We start from the raw sequence: 16,502 nt of genomic DNA, 5'->3' as shown, positions 1-16,502 counted from the left end.
GGAGTTCCCCTTTAATGCATCTTGATATCGCCTGGCAGGAGGTCGATACCGTCCTGCTGGATATGGACGGCACGCTGCTCGATCTCGCCTTTGATAACTATTTCTGGCAAAAACTGGTGCCGGAAACTTATGGCGAACAACAGGGTATCTCCCCGGCAGAAGCGCAGGAATTCATTCGTTCGCAATATAGCGCTGTGCAGCATACGCTAAACTGGTACTGTCTGGACTACTGGAGCGAGCGCCTCAGTTTGGATATTTGTGCAATGACGACAGCCCAGGGATCGCGTGCAGCCTTGCGTGAGGACACCGTGCCCTTCCTTGACGCGCTGAAAGCGAGCGGTAAGCGCCGTATTTTACTGACGAACGCGCATCCGCATAATTTGGCCGTGAAGCTTGAACATACGGGTCTCGCTTCACACCTTGATTTATTACTTTCCACCCACACATTTGGTTATCCGAAAGAGGATCAGCGGTTATGGCATGCGGTGGCAAAAGAGACCGATTTGCAGCCTGAGCGCACGTTATTTGTTGATGACAGCGAGGCGATCCTGGATGCCGCCGCGACATTCGGCATTCGCTATTGTCTGGGCGTAACCAACCCCGATTCTGGCCTGGCTGAAAAAAGCTATCTGCGTCATCCGGGGCTGAATGACTATCGCCGGATGATCCCCTCACTCACCGTGAAGGAGACGCCATGAAAGAAAAACCCGCTGATGGGGTAAGACTGGATAAATGGCTATGGGCAGCCCGTTTTTATAAAACGCGCGCCCTTGCCCGTGAAATGGTTGACGGCGGAAAAGTGCATTACAACGGCCAGCGCAGTAAGCCGAGCAAGCTGGTTGAACTGAATGCCACGCTCACGCTGCGTCAGGGCAACGATGAAAAAACGGTGGTGGTGAAAGCCATAACGGAACAGCGGCGGCCCGCAACCGAAGCCGTTTTGCTTTATGAAGAGACGGCCGAAAGCATTGAGAAGCGCGAAAAAACCGCGCTGGCGCGCAAAATGAACGCGCTGACGATGCCACACCCGGACCGGCGACCGGATAAAAAAGAGCGCCGCGATCTGATGAAATTTAAACACGGTGAGACCGAGTAACCTCACCTGCACGAGAGACTAAAATGGCCCAACACGACCAATTACACCGCTATCTGTTTGAACAATTCGCCGTGCGCGGCGAGCTGGTCACCGTCTCCGAAACCTGGAAACAGATTCTGGATAACCACAACTACCCGCTGCCGGTAAAAAACCTGTTGGGCGAACTGCTGGTTGCCACCAGCCTGCTGACCGCCACGCTAAAATTTGCCGGAGATATCACCGTGCAGCTACAGGGTGATGGCCCCATGACGCTGGCGGTGATTAACGGTAATAACCAACAGCAGATGCGCGGTGTGGCGCGCGTTCAGGGGGATATTCCTGAAAACGCAGACCTGAAAACGCTGGTCGGTAATGGTTATCTGGTCATTACCATTGCGCCAGAAGAAGGTGAGCGTTATCAGGGTGTTGTCGGACTTGAAGGTGATACCCTCGCGGCCTGCCTGGAAGATTACTTTATGCGTTCGGAGCAGTTGCCAACCCGCCTGTTCATCCGTACTGGTGAAGTGGATGGTCAGCCTGCTGCAGGCGGTATGCTGCTGCAGGTTCTGCCTGCGCAGGACGCACAGACCAACGACTTCGAGCACCTGGCGACCCTGACAGAAACCATCAAAGCGGAAGAGTTGTTCACCCTCTCCGCGACCGATGTGCTGTGGCGCCTGTATCATGAAGAAGAGGTGACGGTTTACGATCCACAGGCGGTGGAATTTAAGTGTACCTGCTCCCGCGAGCGTTGCGCTGGCGCGCTGAAAACCCTGCCGGATGAAGAGATCGATAGCATCATGGCGGAAGACGGCGAAATCGATATGCATTGTGACTACTGCGGCACACATTACGTGTTTAATTCGATGGATATCGCCGAGATCCGTAACAACGCTTCGCCGGCGGATCCGCTGGTTCACTAAAATAGTGCTCTTCACCCTGCCCTCTTTCCCGTTTGGGGAGAGGGTGTTCATGCTGAATCGTTTTCATGATGTAACTCTTACGTAATTTTCTTACATGTATGCGATTACATTCACATTCCTTCGGTTAAATTCACCAACCCTTAACCTTTTAGGAACATTTTCCCCAACCAAAATACGAATCCTGCGATAATCCGTCTGCCCTGCGACTGGAGTTGCAGCGTTTTCCGTTAGTAAGGGTTTTGACCAGATACGTAAATCTATGAGCCCCGTCGCGGTTAACAACCACAGAAAAACCCTACAATTTCAGGCAGTACATATTGGCTAAGGAGCAGTGATATGCGTGTTACTGGTTTAACCCCGCAAGATCTCAAGGCTTATGGTATTCAAGACGCCCAGGATGTCATCTATAACCCCGATTACGATACGTTGTATCAGGAAGAGCTAAATCCAGCACTGGAAGGTTACGAGCGCGGTGTGCTGACAAACCTTGGTGCTATCGCCGTTGATACCGGTATTTTTACCGGTCGTTCGCCCAAGGATAAGTATATCGTCCGGGATGATACTACCCGCGATACGCTGTGGTGGGCGGATAAGGGCAAAGGGAAGAACGATAACAAACCGCTCTCCCCAGACACCTGGCAGCATCTGAAAGATCTCGTTACCCACCAACTCTCCGGCAAGCGCCTGTTTATTATTGATGCGTTCTGTGGCGCTAACGCCGACACCCGGCTTTCCGTGCGTTTTATCACCGAAGTGGCCTGGCAGGCGCATTTCGTGAAAAACATGTTTATTCGTCCCACCGACGAAGAGCTACAGGATTTCACCCTTGATTTCATCGTGATGAACGGTGCGAAATGCACTAACCCACAGTGGAAAGAGCAGGGCATGAACTCTGAAAACTTCATTGCCTTCAACCTGACCGAGCGTATCCAGCTTATTGGCGGCACCTGGTACGGCGGCGAGATGAAGAAAGGGATGTTCTCAGTGATGAACTACCTGCTGCCGCTGCGCGGAATCGCCTCCATGCACTGTTCAGCCAATGTCGGTGAGAAAGGAGATGTCGCGGTATTCTTTGGCCTCTCCGGCACCGGCAAAACGACCCTCTCTACCGATCCTAAGCGTCGTTTGATTGGCGATGACGAGCACGGCTGGGATGATGACGGTGTGTTTAACTTTGAAGGTGGCTGCTACGCGAAAACGATTCGTCTGTCTGAAGAGGCAGAGCCGGATATCTTCCACGCCATTCGTCGCGATGCGCTGCTGGAAAACGTCACCGTGCGAGCCGATGGTACCATTGACTTTGACGACGCGTCCAAAACCGAAAATACTCGCGTGTCCTACCCTATCTATCACATCGATAATGTCGTTAAACCGGTGTCGAAGGCGGGTCATGCAACGAAGGTGATTTTCCTCACCGCAGATGCGTTCGGCGTGTTACCACCGGTTTCTCGTCTGACCGCCAACCAGACGCAGTACCATTTCCTGTCTGGTTTTACCGCCAAACTGGCCGGTACCGAGCGCGGCGTGACAGAGCCAACGCCAACCTTCTCCGCCTGTTTTGGCGCGGCGTTCCTGTCGCTGCACCCGACCCAGTACGCAGAAGTGCTGGTCAAACGCATGCAGGCATCCGGTGCGCAGGCGTACCTGGTGAACACCGGCTGGAATGGAACGGGCAAACGCATCTCAATTCAGGATACGCGCGCCATTATTGATGCCATTCTGGATGGTTCTCTCGATAACGCTGAAACCTTTACCCTGCCGATGTTTGATCTGGCGATCCCAACGGCGCTGCCGGGCGTGGATACCCGAATCCTTGACCCACGCAGTACCTACGGTTCACCAGAGCAGTGGCGTGAGAAGGCGGAATCACTGGCGAAGCTGTTTATTGAAAACTTCGAGAAGTATACCGATACTCCGGCGGGGGCTGCGCTGGTGAGTGCGGGACCTAAGCTGTAGGTAAAAACAAAAAGGCAACGAAAGTTGCCATTTTTAGTGTTTGCTCCCTCTCCCCGTGGGTGAGGGCATCAGATCGCACCCTTTTTTAACCCTCTTTTACCTGCCCCCGCGTAACCGGTACTGGCAACCACGCACGAATGCATAACCCTCCCCGTTCACTGGTACTAATCTCCAGCAATCCGTTATGGTTATCAACAATACGCTGCACAATCGCCAGACCTAAGCCGGTTCCGCTGGTGCTGCGGGCGCTGTCGCCGCGCACAAACGGCTGGAACAGATGTTTACGCTGCTCAGGCTTGATGCCCGGACCATCATCTTCCACCTGGAACCAGGCGCGGTTAAGCTCTGAGCCGCTGCTGACTTTGATCCAACCGTTGCCGTATCGCGCCGCGTTGACCACCATGTTAGCCAGTGCACGCTTAATCGAAAGAGGATGCATACGTACCTGAATGTCACCAGCCTGAAGGTCGGTTTCAATTTCACGCTCATAGCCGCTTTCCGCCGCCACCACTTCACCCAGCACCGCGTTTAGCTCTGCCATCTCCATCGGCATCTCTTGTCCGGTGCGCAGGTAATCAATGAACTGCTCGATAATGGCGTTACACTCTTCGATATCCTTGTTAATGGACTCGGCGAGGTAGCCTTCCTCTTCGCCCATCATTTCCGTAGCCAGGCGAATACGCGTCAGCGGGGTGCGCAGGTCATGACTGACGCCCGCCATCAGTAGCGTACGGTCATCGGCCAGCTGTTTTACGCCAGCCGCCATATGGTTGAAGGCTCGCGTCACAGAACGCACTTCCGATGCGCCATACTCGCGCAGCGGCGGCGGAATAATCCCTTTACCAACCTGCAGCGCAGCATGCTCCAGGTCGACCAGCGGTCGGTTCTGTATGCGGATAAACAGCCACGCGCCCCCTATCGCCAGCAGCATGATAGCAAGGGTGTAACGGAACAACGGCGAGAAGTCGCCCTGATGAATTTCAGTGAGCGGAACACGCACCCAGATATTGGGTGACAGCCAGGTTTTGAGCCACACGACCGGCGAGCTTTTGTTGACCTCAACGCGCACTTCCGTCGGGCCGCCAAGCTGCTGCGCCATCTGATGGCTGAGAAATTCATAGTGCTGTGCCCAGCGCAGGCCCGCATCTTCCGCCGCTTCATTTGAGTAGAGCGAAATGCCCAACTCACGGTAGATTTCACGACGAAACGCAGGGGGCACAACCAGCTGCGTGCCATCCTCCAGCTGCAGTTTATCGGTCATTAGCATACGGACTTCGTAGGCCAGCACCTTATTAAACTGCTGGAGGCTCGGCAGGATCGCAAAGTTGAGCACCACCAGGTAGGTCGTCACCAGGCTGACGAACAGCAAGGTGACGATCAATAGCAGGGTGCGGGCAAACGAGCTTCGCGGTGAGAAGCGCATTCGCCTCATGCTTTAGCGCCGTCCGGGACAAACACGTAGCCAAGACCCCAGACGGTCTGGATATAACGAGGATGCGCCGGGTCTTCTTCCACCATCCGGCGCAGGCGTGAGATCTGCACGTCGATGGAACGTTCCATTGCGGAGTATTCGCGACCACGCGCCAGGTTCATCAGCTTATCACGGGAGAGCGGCTCACGGGGGTGGCTCACCAGCGCTTTCAGTACCGCAAACTCGCCGCTGGTGAGCGGCATTGGCTCATCTTCACGGAACATCTCGCGCGTACCGAGGTTCAGCTTGAACTTACCGAATGCGATAACGGCTTCTTCCTGCGACGGTGCGCCGGGCAGTTCGTTAGCCTGACGACGCAGTACAGCGCGAATACGCGCCAGCAGTTCACGTGGATTGAATGGTTTTGGAATATAGTCATCCGCGCCAATTTCGAGGCCGACGATACGGTCAACCTCTTCCCCTTTCGCCGTGACCATAATGATAGGCATAGGGTTGCTTTGGCTGCGCAGACGGCGGCAAATGGAAAGCCCGTCTTCCCCTGGCAGCATCAGGTCGAGCACCATCAGGTGGAAGGATTCACGGGTTAGCAGACGATCCATCTGCTCAGCGTTGGCCACGCTACGAACCTGGAAGCCCTGCTCGGTCAGATAACGCTCCAGCAGCGCGCGCAGGCGCATGTCGTCATCCACGACCAGAATTTTGTAGTTCTCTTGCATTATGTGTACTCCCAAAGGTTCGGATAGTCTTTGTAACAGCGTATTCTAAAAAAGTGCACGTTTTCGACCAGCTAATTCTGGTATAAATTCTAGTCGAAATTGTTACAAAGCATATTTAACAGCAGCTTATCTGCTTATTTCATCACATAAATCATTATTAATCCTGTCTGTTACACTGCAGGGTACGTATTGTGCGCAAAACAGAGAACCGGCATTGAAGGCTGCACCATGAAAACGCCCCTGATCACCCGCGAAGGGTACGATAAACTTAAACAAGAGATGGATTACCTGTGGCGCGAAGAGCGCCCGGAAGTGACTAAAAAAGTCACCTGGGCGGCGAGCCTCGGCGATCGTAGCGAGAACGCTGACTACCAGTACAACAAAAAGCGGCTGCGCGAAATCGACAGGCGGGTTCGCTATCTGACTAAGTGCCTTGAAAACCTTAAAATTGTCGATTACTCCCCCCAGCAGGAGGGGAAGGTATTCTTCGGCGCGTGGGTCGAGATCGAAAACGATGACGGCAATACCCTGCGTTTTCGCATCGTCGGTTACGATGAAATTTTCGGTCGTAAGGATTATATCTCTATCGATTCGCCCATGGCCCGCGCGCTGCTGAAAAAGGAGGTCGGTGATCTCGCCGTCGTGCAGACCCCTGGCGGCGAAGCAAGCTGGTATGTGAACGAGATCGCGTACGTTAAATAGTCCGAGAGCGCCCTCCGTGGCTGGCATTTTGCCGTGTCAGCCCGTATAACTATCCCCTGTTTTTTGACCCACAAGATGAAAAAGCCATGATGAAAGATTCGCTCTGCCGCATTATTGCGGGTGATATTCAGGCCAGAGCCGAACAGGTAGAAGCTGCCGTTCGCCTGCTTGATGAAGGGAACACCGTGCCGTTTATTGCACGTTATCGTAAGGAAGTCACCGGCGGTCTGGATGACACACAGCTGCGTAACCTGGAGACGCGTCTCGGCTACCTGCGCGAGCTGGAAGACCGACGCCAGGCGATCCTTAAATCCGTCGGCGAACAGGGCAAATTGACCAGCGAGCTGGAAAATGCCATTAACGGCACCCTGAGCAAAACCGAGTTAGAAGATCTCTATCTCCCGTACAAACCGAAGCGCCGCACGCGCGGACAGATTGCGATTGAAGCTGGCCTCGAGCCGCTGGCCGACCGGCTGTGGAATGAACCGTCACACGACCCGGAAACCGAAGCGGCGAAATTTATCGACGCCGACAAAGGCGTGGCCGATACCAAAGCCGCGCTGGATGGCGCACGCTACATCCTGATGGAGCGCTTCGCTGAAGACGCCGCCCTGCTGTCCAAAGTGCGTGATTATCTGTGGAAGAACGCGCACATCGTGTCCACCGTGGTGGCTGGCAAAGAGGAAGAGGGGGCGAAGTTCCGCGACTACTTCGATCACCACGAACCCATGTCAACCACCCCTTCCCACCGCGCGCTGGCGATGTTCCGCGGGCGCAACGAAGGTGTGCTGCAGCTCTCCCTGAACGCCGACCCGCAATTTGATGAGCCGCCGAAAGAGAGCCACGGCGAGCAGATCATCGCTGACCACCTCAATCTTCGCCTGAACAACGCTCCGGCGGACGGCTGGCGTAAAGGCGTAGTGAGCTGGACCTGGCGCATCAAAGTGCTGATGCACCTTGAAACCGAGCTGATGGGCACCGTACGCGAGCGCGCCGAAGATGAAGCAATTAATGTATTCGCTCGCAACCTGCACGACCTGCTGATGGCGGCCCCTGCAGGCCTGCGCGCGACCATGGGTCTTGATCCGGGTCTGCGTACCGGCGTGAAAGTGGCGGTGGTTGATGGCACCGGCAAGCTGGTCGCCACCGACACCATTTATCCGCATACCGGTCAGGCAGCGAAAGCCGCGGTCGCAGTTGCCGCACTGTGCGAGAAGTACAACGTGGAGCTGGTCGCCATCGGTAACGGTACGGCGTCCCGTGAAACCGAGCGTTTCTACCTCGACGTGCAAAAGCAGTTCCCGAAAGTGACCGCCCAGAAAGTGATCGTCAGTGAAGCGGGCGCATCCGTATACTCCGCCTCTGAGCTGGCCGCACTGGAGTTCCCGGAGCTGGACGTTTCTCTGCGCGGCGCGGTTTCCATTGCCCGTCGTCTGCAGGATCCGCTGGCGGAGCTGGTAAAAATCGACCCGAAATCCATCGGTGTGGGCCAGTATCAGCACGACGTTAGCCAGACTCAGCTGGCGCGTAAACTGGATGCGGTAGTGGAAGATTGCGTGAACGCCGTCGGCGTTGATTTGAACACCGCCTCCGTTCCCCTGCTGACGCGCGTGGCGGGTCTGACCCGCATGATGGCGCAGAATATCGTCTCCTGGCGTGATGAAAACGGTCAGTTCCAGAACCGTCAGCAACTGCTGAAGGTAAGCCGACTGGGGCCGAAAGCATTTGAGCAGTGCGCGGGCTTCCTGCGTATCAACCACGGCGATAACCCGCTAGATGCCTCAACCGTTCACCCGGAAGCCTACCCGGTGGTGGAACGTATCCTGGCCGCGACCCGGCAGGCGCTAAAAGATCTGATGGGCGATAACAGCGCCCTGCGCAACCTGAAAGCGGTGGATTTCACCGACGAACAGTTTGGCGTACCGACGGTGAGCGACATCATCAAAGAGCTGGAAAAACCGGGCCGCGACCCACGTCCTGAGTTTAAAACCGCCACCTTTGCCGACGGCGTTGAGACCCTGAACGACCTGCTGCCAGGCATGGTGCTGGAAGGTGCGGTCACTAACGTCACCAACTTTGGCGCGTTTGTCGATATCGGCGTTCATCAGGATGGGCTGGTCCATATTTCATCCCTCGCCGATAAGTTCGTTGAAGACCCGCATACCGTGGTCAAAGCGGGCGATATCGTGAAGGTGAAAGTGCTGGACGTGGATCTCCAGCGCAAACGTATCGCTCTGACCATGCGTCTGGACGAGCAGCCGGGTGAAACCTCTGCGCGTCGTGGCGGCACTGGCAGCGCCCGCGAGCAGCAGCGTCCGGCTGCAAAAGCGGCGAAGCCACTCGGGCGTGACACTCAACCGGCGGGCAACAGTGCGATGATGGATGCGCTGGCGGCGGCGATGGGTAAAAAACGCTGATGCAACAGGCCCGGTGGCGCTTCGCCTACCGGGCCGACGTGCTGGTGAAAGAGATCAAAAATATGAAACCGATTGCATACATATATTTAAACCATTATTTATCATCCTATTAACAAATACCTTTTTTATTGGTTTCCTGGTAATTCTGCAAACATTGAGCCAGATCAATAAAACCGCAAATTAATACCCTTAACCCTATTCCTTCACAGTATTATCATTGCTGATAGAAACTATTCTCATTATCATCATAGTGTAGATTATTTAACCTCCCGTGGAATCAGGCATTATGCAATTCACTCCAGACAGTGCGTGGAAAATTACCGGTTTTACCCGTGAAATTAGCCCGGCCTATCGGCAAAAGCTGCTGTCGCTGGGCATGCTCCCCGGCTCTTCATTCCAGGTGGTGCGCGTTGCACCGCTGGGCGATCCTGTTCATATCGAAACCCGACGCGTCAATCTGGTACTGCGTAAGAAAGACCTCGCCTTAATAGAAGTCGAAGCGTTATCCCGATAACAAGCCCGCGGCTTCAGTGAGTCCCCTATAATGAAAAAGTTAACTATTGGCTTAATTGGCAATCCTAATTCCGGCAAGACCACGCTATTTAATCAGTTAACGGGTGCACGACAGCGCGTCGGTAACTGGGCAGGCGTGACGGTTGAACGCAAAGAAGGTCAGTTCACCACAACAGATAATCAGGTCACCCTGGTTGATCTGCCCGGCACCTATTCGTTAACCACTATCTCGTCACAAACCTCCCTTGATGAGCAGATTGCCTGCCACTACATTCTGAGCGGTGATGCTGATTTGCTCATCAACGTGGTGGATGCCTCTAATCTGGAGCGCAATCTTTATCTGACGCTGCAATTGCTGGAACTGGGTATTCCCTGCATCGTGGCGCTCAACATGCTCGACATCGCGGAAAAGCAAAAGTTACGTATTGATATTGATGCCCTCTCCGCGCGACTTGGCTGCCCGGTGGTTCCGCTGGTCTCTACCCGTGCCCGCGGCATCGATTCCCTGAAGCTGGCCATTGACCGCCACGCAGGCAATGTCCCCGTTGAGCTGGTGCACTATGCTCAACCGCTGCTGCGTGAAGCCGACAAACTGGCCCAGGAGATGGACCACAGCATGCCCGCCAGACAACGACAGTGGCTTGGGCTGCAAATGCTGGAAGGCGATATTTACAGCCGGGCCTATGCTGGCGATGCCGCAGATAAACTCGACGCCGCGCTGGCCCGTCTGAGTGATGAACTTGATGACCCGGCGCTGCACATCGCCGATGCGCGTTATCAATCCATCGCCGCGATTTGCGACGTGGTCAGCAATGCCCTGACGGCTGAGCCGAGCCGTTTTACCGCCGCCGTGGATAAAATTGTGCTCAGCCGCGCTCTCGGTCTGCCGGTCTTTTTACTGGTAATGTACCTGATGTTCCTGCTCGCGATTAATATCGGCGGCGCGCTCCAGCCTGTTTTCGACGCCGGGTCCGTGGCAATTTTCGTGCACGGGATCCAGTGGGTTGGTTACACCCTTCACTTCCCGGCGTGGCTGACCATCTTTCTCGCCCAGGGGATTGGCGGCGGTATCAACACCGTACTGCCGCTGGTACCGCAAATCGGCATGATGTACCTGTTCCTCTCCTTCCTTGAGGATTCCGGCTACATGGCGCGCGCGGCATTCGTCATGGACCGCCTGATGCAGTCGCTGGGGCTGCCGGGCAAATCCTTCGTGCCGCTGATTGTGGGCTTTGGCTGTAACGTGCCCTCGGTGATGGGCGCACGTACGCTGGATGCCCCGCGCGAACGTCTGATGACCATTATGATGGCGCCCTTTATGTCCTGCGGCGCACGTCTGGCTATTTTCGCCGTCTTCGCGGCGGCCTTCTTTGGACAGGAGGGCGCGCTGGCGGTGTTCTCGCTGTACGTGCTGGGGATTGTCATGGCGATCCTGACCGGCCTGATGCTCAAGTACACCATCATGCGCGGCGAAGCGTCACCGTTCGTGATGGAGCTGCCGGTGTATCACGTGCCGCATCTTAAAAGCCTGGTGATCCAGACCTGGCAGCGCCTGAAAGGCTTTGTGCTGCGTGCCGGTAAAGTCATTGTTATCGTGAGTATCTTCCTGAGCGCGCTGAACAGTTTCACCCTGAGCGGCCAGGCGGCAGATAGCATTAACGACTCTGCGCTCGCCTCTGTCAGCCGCGTCATCACGCCGATTTTCAAACCCATTGGCGTGCATGAAGACAACTGGCAGGCGACCGTTGGCCTGTTCACCGGCGCAATGGCAAAAGAGGTGGTTGTTGGTACCCTGAACACACTCTACACCGCTGAGAATATTCAGGAGCAAGATTTCAACCCGGCGGAATTTAATCTCGGTGACGAGCTGCTCGGCGCGGTCGATGAGACCTGGCAGAGCCTGAAAGAGACCTTCAGCCTGAGTGTGCTGGCAAACCCCATCGAAGCCAGCAAAGGCGACGGTGAGATGGCAACCGGCGCGATGGGCGTGATGAGCGAGAAATTTGGCAGTGCGTCTGCGGCCTACAGTTACCTGATCTTCGTGCTGCTCTATATTCCGTGCATCTCGGTGATGGGGGCAATTGCTCGTGAGTCGAGCCGCGGCTGGATGGGGTTCTCTGTCCTGTGGGGGTTGAACATCGCGTACTCACTGTCGACGGTCTTTTATCAGGCGGCGAATTTCAGCCAGCACCCGCGCTACAGCCTGGTCTGCATCCTGGCGGTTATTCTGTTCAACCTGATTGTAATTGGCCTGCTGCGCCGGGCGCGTAGCCGCGTGAATATTAACCTGCTGGCGACGCGCAAAACCGCCGCCACCTGCTGCTGCAGCAGCCAAACCGGCGACTGTCACTAAGGAGTACGCAATGGCATCGTTGATTCAGGTTCGTGATTTACTGGCGTTACAGGGGCGAATGGAAGCGAAACAGCTAAGCCACAGCCTGGATACGCCGCAACCGATGATCGATGCCATGCTGGCAAGACTGGAAGCGATGGGAAAAGCCGTGCGTATTCAGGAAGACGCGGACGGCTGCCTCGCCGGCAGTTGTAGACGCTGCCCGCAAGGAAAAGCCTGCCTCAGAGAGTGGTGGGCGCTTCGCTGAAAAAGCCGGACATCGTCGCCCGGCTTTTTCGTGTTACTTATAGACGTCCGCCGTTGCACGCACGTTCTTCGAATCTTTATTAGCACTGGTCACAACGAAGTATGTTCCGCCCAGCTCATCGGCTTTCTTCGAAAGTTCTTCACGCGCGTCCATCGGCGCGGTGGTGTCTGACGTCGAGATCTCACCCACTTTGGTCAGATTCATCTCTTTAACTTTATCTTTTTCCAGCTCTTTAGCTGCAAACACCCCAAAAGACAGTGACCCAATAACCAGAGAAGTGACAATTCCTGTAACAAGTTTCATAACCTGACTCTCCATAGGTTTGTTGTTTTGATTATCGTCGGCAGAACAACCGCAACGATATCTGGAGTATGGTTGCGGCGTGTTACTTTTTCCAGGTTGGATGGAAAATAATCAGTCCAGACGTTGACTTAACGCGATGAGCGCCGGGCAAAATTCTTGGGGATGGGAGATAAACGGCGCGTGGGCGGCTTTGGCGAAAACCCGCGATTCACTTGCTGGCCATAGCGCATCAAGCAGGGGAACCACCTTACGTGGGACCAGTCCGTCGAGATAGCCATAAATACGCAGGTGCGGCACAGGCAGCGTAACAAGCGGCGCGCGCATATCGGCCGTTTTCAGGATTTCCAGGCCGCCGTTAAGCACCTCAACCGTCGGCATTGGCACGGAAAGCACGGTTTGCTTGAGCGTTCGCGCATCCTGGCGCGCGGTTTCGGTTCCCATCGTCTGCAGAGCCAGAAAGCGCTCCACCGTCCGCTGAAAATCTTCACTTAGCTGCTGCTGGAACCCGGCCAGCACCTCAGGTTTAATGCCTGGCCAGGCGTCCCGGGCACTAAAACACGGGGACGATGCCACTGTAACCAGCGCCTGCACGCGCTCGGGGTTATTACGCGCTATGTGGCTCGCCACCAGCCCGCCCAGGCTCCAGCCCAGCCAGATGGCTTTTTGCGGTGCGGCGTCAAGAACCTGCCGCGCCATCTCAGCAAGCGACATCGCGCCAAAAGCGCGGCTACGGCCATAACCCGGTAAATCGACCAGGTGCAGTGTAAAATGCGAGGCGAGTTCCTCACTAACGCAATTCCACACTTCGGCGTTCAGTCCCCATCCGTGCAGCAGCACAAGATGGCAATTTCCCGTGCCTACGGTCTGCCACCACAGCATATTCATCAGCTATTGTTCTCTTTTTTTACATGGAGGTTGTACATGCTAACAGTGCCTGGCTTGTGCTGGCTATGCCGAATGCCACTTGCGCTGAGCGGGTGGGGGGTTTGTTCCGTCTGTACACGCTCGCTGGACGGACGTCTCGCCGGGTGTCCGCAGTGCGGTTTACCGGCGGTCAATCGGGTTATCCCTTGCGGCCGCTGCCTGAAAAAATCGCCGCCGTGGAATGCCCTGGTCGCCGTGGATGACTATATTCCGCCGCTAAGCGGCCTTATCCATAAACTGAAATTTTCCGGCCAGACCGCGCTGGCGCCGCCCCTTGCCCGCTTGTTATTGCTGGCGGTTTTACGGGCGCGGCGCACCCGGGCACTGCCGAAAGTCGACATGGTGATGAACGTGCCGCTATACCAACGCCGTCACTGGCGACGTGGCTACAACCAGAGCGATCTGCTGTGCCGCCCGCTCGCCCGATGGCTGGGCTGTCGTTACCCAGGCTTCGCGTTAAAGCGTGTGCAGGCCACCGCCATTCAGCATCAGCTCAGCGCCCGACAGCGCAAAAGAAACCTTAAAAACGCCTTCCTCCTTGAATTAGCGGTCAACGGCCTCCATATCGCCATCGTGGATGATGTCGTCACCACGGGCAGTACCGTTGCTGAACTTTCCCGACTACTTTTGCGAAACGGTGCCGCGTCGGTTCAGGTATGGTGTCTGTGCCGCACCTTGTAGCCCTTCTTCAATGGGCGTATTATTATACCCAGGTAATTTAGTCAACTATTAGGCCAAAGCTATGATCCGTATTTCCGATTCTGCACAATCGCACTTTGCCAAACTGCTGGCAAATCAGGAAGAAGGGACGCAGATCCGCGTGTTTGTGATCAATCCAGGCACGCCAAATGCAGAATGTGGTGTCTCTTATTGTCCTCCGGACGCTGTGGAAGAAACTGACACTGCCCTAAAATTTGAACAGCTCACGGCTTACGTTGATGAGCTGAGCGCGCCGTATCTCGATGATGCTGAAATCGACTTTGTCACAGACCAGCTGGGTTCTCAGCTGACGCTGAAAGCGCCAAATGCAAAAATGCGCAAAGTGTCTGATGATGCGCCGCTGATGGAACGCGTAGAGTACCTGCTACAATCGCAGATTAACCCACAGCTGGCAGGCCACGGCGGTCGCGTTTCGCTGATGGAAATTACGGAAGATGGACTGGCGATCCTGCAGTTTGGCGGCGGCTGTAACGGTTGTTCCATGGTCGACGTTACCCTAAAAGAAGGGATCGAGAAGCAGCTGCTGAACGAATTCCCGGAACTGAAAGGCGTTCGCGATCTGACGGAACACCAGCGCGGCGAACACTCTTACTACTAAGAGCGACGGTATCGCCCGGTGGCGCTTCGCTTACCGGGCCGACCATCCCTTATTCCCTCCTCCAGATGTTGACCTGCCTCTCATAATTCAAATTTTGCCCGCCAGGGTGATTCTCATCCCCATCATGTTACCCGTATCATTCTCGTGGGCACTAAACCCCCTCATCACAGCCAACTAAACTTAATGGTTTCACCGGCAACAGTATTAGTGCCATTAACGCTCTGTTCCCAGTTGGGACAATCGGAATGTGTCGTTGAAACAATGACGTTACCCATAACAATTTACAGGTCAGGTAAATCATGCCATTAGTCATCGTCGCTATCGGTGTTGTGTTATTACTGCTCTTGATGATCCGGTTCAAACTGAACGGGTTTATCGCTCTGGTTCTGGTGGCACTTGCAGTCGGTCTGATGCAAGGGATGCCGCTGGTTAAGGTTATTAGCTCCATAAAAGCGGGCGTCGGCGGTACGCTCGGCAGCCTGGCATTGATCATGGGATTCGGTGCTATGCTCGGCAAAATGCTGGCGGATTGCGGTGGCGCACAGCGCATTGCCACCACGCTGATTGCCAAATTCGGTAAGGAACATATTCAGTGGGCGGTCGTATTAACCGGCTTTACCGTCGGTTTTGCGCTGTTCTATGAAGTTGGCTTCGTGCTGATGCTGCCGCTGGTGTTCACCATCGCCGCCGCGGCAAACATTCCTCTGCTGTTCGTCGGTGTGCCGATGGCGGCAGCGCTGTCCGTGACGCATGGCTTCCTGCCGCCGCATCCCGGCCCAACGGCTATCGCCACCATTTTCCACGCCGATATGGGGAAAACCCTGCTGTTCGGTACGATTCTGGCGATCCCGACCGTCATTCTGGCAGGGCCGGTATTTGCCCGTTTCCTGAAAGGTATTGATAAGCCAATCCCGGAAGGCCTGTACAGTGCGAAAACCTTCACCGAGGAAGAGATGCCAGGCTTTGGCGTCAGCGTCTGGACCTCACTGGTGCCGGTGATCCTGATGGCGATGCGCGCTGTCGCAGAGATGGTACTGCCGAAAGGTCATTCGTTCTTGTCGGTTGCCGAATTCCTGGGTGACCCGGTCATGGCAACGCTGATTGCGGTACTGATTGCGATGTTTACCTTTGGGTTGAACCGCGGTCGTTCCATGGATCAGATCAACGACACCCTGACCTCCTCCATTAAAATCATTGCCATGATGCTGTTGATTATCGGCGGGGGCGGTGCGTTCAAGCAGGTTCTGGTCGATAGCGGCGTAGATAAATATATTGCCGCGATGATGCATGAAACCAATCTCTCTCCGCTCTTTATGGCCTGGTCTATCACTGCCGTTCTGCGCATCGCGCTGGGTTCAGCAACCGTAGCGGCCATCACTGCCGGTGGTATCGTTGCGCCGCTGATTGCCACCACAGGCGTAAGCCCTGAGCTGATGGTTATAGCCGTAGGTTCCGGTAGCGTGATTTTCTCTCACGTGAACGACCCGGGCTTCTGGCTGTTCAAGGAGTACTTCAACCTGACTATCGGTGAAACTATTAAATCCTGGTCAGTGCTGGAAACGATTATTTCGGTGTGCGGCCTGATCGGGGTTCTGCTGTTGGATAGGGTTATTTGATCCTTCA

General features: G+C 55.2%; 16 protein-coding genes. 12 read left to right on the top strand and 4 right to left on the bottom strand.

Annotated elements, in window-relative coordinates; all coding sequences use genetic code 11:
- Positions 1–14: 14 nt before the first annotated feature.
- From yrfG to pckA, 4 genes are all read left to right on the top strand, one after another.
- Positions 15–698, top strand: a complete 684-nt coding sequence (gene yrfG / locus NL510_RS02725; protein WP_253381408.1) for a GMP/IMP nucleotidase — start codon at positions 15–17, stop codon at positions 696–698.
- Positions 695–1,096: a ribosome-associated heat shock protein Hsp15 gene (hslR, locus tag NL510_RS02720; RefSeq protein ID WP_112011779.1), complete on the top strand. Its 402-nt coding sequence runs from the start codon at positions 695–697 to the stop codon at positions 1,094–1,096. The genes yrfG and hslR overlap by 4 nt, the downstream gene beginning before the upstream one ends.
- A gap of 23 nt (positions 1,097–1,119) precedes the next feature.
- The gene (hslO, locus tag NL510_RS02715) at positions 1,120–1,998 is read left to right on the top strand and encodes an Hsp33 family molecular chaperone HslO (RefSeq protein WP_253381405.1); all 879 of its coding nucleotides are present in this window, start codon (positions 1,120–1,122) and stop codon (positions 1,996–1,998) included.
- Positions 1,999–2,334: 336 nt separating this feature from the next.
- Complete coding sequence (gene pckA, locus NL510_RS02710) at positions 2,335–3,954, top strand: phosphoenolpyruvate carboxykinase (ATP) (protein ID WP_253381403.1); 1,620 nt, start codon at positions 2,335–2,337, stop codon at positions 3,952–3,954.
- Between the two features lie 85 nt (positions 3,955–4,039).
- Here the strand turns inward: pckA and envZ are convergent, their stop codons facing one another.
- Complete coding sequence (gene envZ / locus NL510_RS02705; protein ID WP_253381400.1) at positions 4,040–5,386, bottom strand: two-component system sensor histidine kinase EnvZ; 1,347 nt, start codon at positions 5,384–5,386, stop codon at positions 4,040–4,042.
- Entirely contained in the window at positions 5,383–6,102 is a 720-nt protein-coding gene (gene ompR / locus NL510_RS02700; RefSeq protein ID WP_006177890.1) for an osmolarity response regulator transcription factor OmpR, read from the bottom strand. Before ompR ends, envZ begins: the two co-directional genes overlap by 4 nt.
- Positions 6,103–6,330: 228 nt before the next feature.
- Between ompR and greB the strand changes: the two genes are divergently transcribed.
- From greB to feoC, 5 genes are all read left to right on the top strand, one after another.
- Positions 6,331–6,804 carry a transcription elongation factor GreB gene (gene greB, locus NL510_RS02695; protein WP_253381398.1) on the top strand — a complete coding sequence of 158 codons (474 nt, stop codon included), beginning with the start codon at positions 6,331–6,333 and terminating at the stop codon, positions 6,802–6,804.
- An 86-nt stretch (positions 6,805–6,890) separates the two neighbouring features.
- The gene (locus NL510_RS02690; protein WP_253381396.1) at positions 6,891–9,221 is read left to right on the top strand and encodes a Tex family protein; all 2,331 of its coding nucleotides are present in this window, start codon (positions 6,891–6,893) and stop codon (positions 9,219–9,221) included.
- Positions 9,222–9,507: 286 nt separating this feature from the next.
- Entirely contained in the window at positions 9,508–9,735 is a 228-nt protein-coding gene (gene feoA, locus NL510_RS02685) for a ferrous iron transporter A (protein WP_008503050.1), read from the top strand.
- A 30-nt stretch (positions 9,736–9,765) separates the two neighbouring features.
- Positions 9,766–12,087: a Fe(2+) transporter permease subunit FeoB gene (gene feoB, locus NL510_RS02680; RefSeq protein ID WP_253381394.1), complete on the top strand. Its 2,322-nt coding sequence runs from the start codon at positions 9,766–9,768 to the stop codon at positions 12,085–12,087.
- Positions 12,088–12,097: 10 nt separating this feature from the next.
- Positions 12,098–12,334 carry a [Fe-S]-dependent transcriptional repressor FeoC gene (gene feoC / locus NL510_RS02675; RefSeq protein WP_253381392.1) on the top strand — a complete coding sequence of 79 codons (237 nt, stop codon included), beginning with the start codon at positions 12,098–12,100 and terminating at the stop codon, positions 12,332–12,334.
- A 33-nt stretch (positions 12,335–12,367) separates the two neighbouring features.
- On the opposite strand, the gene NL510_RS02670 is transcribed toward feoC, so the two are convergent.
- Positions 12,368–12,637, bottom strand: a complete 270-nt coding sequence (locus NL510_RS02670; protein WP_253381390.1) for a YdgH/BhsA/McbA-like domain containing protein — start codon at positions 12,635–12,637, stop codon at positions 12,368–12,370.
- 111 nt (positions 12,638–12,748) lie between these two features.
- Positions 12,749–13,522, bottom strand: a complete 774-nt coding sequence (gene bioH / locus NL510_RS02665; protein WP_253381388.1) for a pimeloyl-ACP methyl ester esterase BioH — start codon at positions 13,520–13,522, stop codon at positions 12,749–12,751.
- 36 nt (positions 13,523–13,558) lie between these two features.
- Between bioH and gntX the strand changes: the two genes are divergently transcribed.
- The 3 genes from gntX (at position 13,559) to gntT (ending at position 16,495) form a co-directional block, all read left to right on the top strand.
- Positions 13,559–14,242, top strand: a complete 684-nt coding sequence (gntX, locus tag NL510_RS02660) for a DNA utilization protein GntX (protein ID WP_253381386.1) — start codon at positions 13,559–13,561, stop codon at positions 14,240–14,242.
- A 61-nt stretch (positions 14,243–14,303) separates the two neighbouring features.
- Positions 14,304–14,879, top strand: coding sequence for a Fe-S biogenesis protein NfuA (gene nfuA, locus NL510_RS02655; RefSeq protein ID WP_253381384.1), 576 nt, complete (start codon positions 14,304–14,306; stop codon positions 14,877–14,879).
- 299 nt (positions 14,880–15,178) lie between these two features.
- Positions 15,179–16,495, top strand: a complete 1,317-nt coding sequence (gene gntT, locus NL510_RS02650; protein WP_253381383.1) for a gluconate transporter — start codon at positions 15,179–15,181, stop codon at positions 16,493–16,495.
- Positions 16,496–16,502 lie beyond the last annotated feature (7 nt).

Origin of the sequence: unidentified bacterial endosymbiont (genome assembly GCF_918797525.1) — a bacterium.
GTDB lineage: Bacteria > Pseudomonadota > Gammaproteobacteria > Enterobacterales > Enterobacteriaceae > Enterobacter.
The sequence above is the reverse complement of the archived record's forward strand: the minus strand, read 5'-3'. Positions and strand labels throughout refer to the sequence as shown.

Excerpts from the sequence above, each read along its gene's own strand:
- gntX (WP_253381386.1), top strand. The coding sequence starts at position 13,559 with ATGCTAACAGTGCCTGGCTTGTGCTGGCTATGCCGAATGCCACTTGCG.
- bioH (WP_253381388.1), bottom strand. The coding sequence starts at position 13,522 with ATGAATATGCTGTGGTGGCAGACCGTAGGCACGGGAAATTGCCATCTT.
- greB (WP_253381398.1), top strand. The coding sequence starts at position 6,331 with ATGAAAACGCCCCTGATCACCCGCGAAGGGTACGATAAACTTAAACAA.
- feoB (WP_253381394.1), top strand. The coding sequence starts at position 9,766 with ATGAAAAAGTTAACTATTGGCTTAATTGGCAATCCTAATTCCGGCAAG.
- hslR (WP_112011779.1), top strand. The coding sequence starts at position 695 with ATGAAAGAAAAACCCGCTGATGGGGTAAGACTGGATAAATGGCTATGG.
- feoA (WP_008503050.1), top strand. The coding sequence starts at position 9,508 with ATGCAATTCACTCCAGACAGTGCGTGGAAAATTACCGGTTTTACCCGT.
- ompR (WP_006177890.1), bottom strand. The coding sequence starts at position 6,102 with ATGCAAGAGAACTACAAAATTCTGGTCGTGGATGACGACATGCGCCTG.
- NL510_RS02690 (WP_253381396.1), top strand. The coding sequence starts at position 6,891 with ATGATGAAAGATTCGCTCTGCCGCATTATTGCGGGTGATATTCAGGCC.
- hslO (WP_253381405.1), top strand. The coding sequence starts at position 1,120 with ATGGCCCAACACGACCAATTACACCGCTATCTGTTTGAACAATTCGCC.
- envZ (WP_253381400.1), bottom strand. The coding sequence starts at position 5,386 with ATGAGGCGAATGCGCTTCTCACCGCGAAGCTCGTTTGCCCGCACCCTG.
- nfuA (WP_253381384.1), top strand. The coding sequence starts at position 14,304 with ATGATCCGTATTTCCGATTCTGCACAATCGCACTTTGCCAAACTGCTG.
- pckA (WP_253381403.1), top strand. The coding sequence starts at position 2,335 with ATGCGTGTTACTGGTTTAACCCCGCAAGATCTCAAGGCTTATGGTATT.
- feoC (WP_253381392.1), top strand. The coding sequence starts at position 12,098 with ATGGCATCGTTGATTCAGGTTCGTGATTTACTGGCGTTACAGGGGCGA.
- gntT (WP_253381383.1), top strand. The coding sequence starts at position 15,179 with ATGCCATTAGTCATCGTCGCTATCGGTGTTGTGTTATTACTGCTCTTG.
- yrfG (WP_253381408.1), top strand. The coding sequence starts at position 15 with ATGCATCTTGATATCGCCTGGCAGGAGGTCGATACCGTCCTGCTGGAT.
- NL510_RS02670 (WP_253381390.1), bottom strand. The coding sequence starts at position 12,637 with ATGAAACTTGTTACAGGAATTGTCACTTCTCTGGTTATTGGGTCACTG.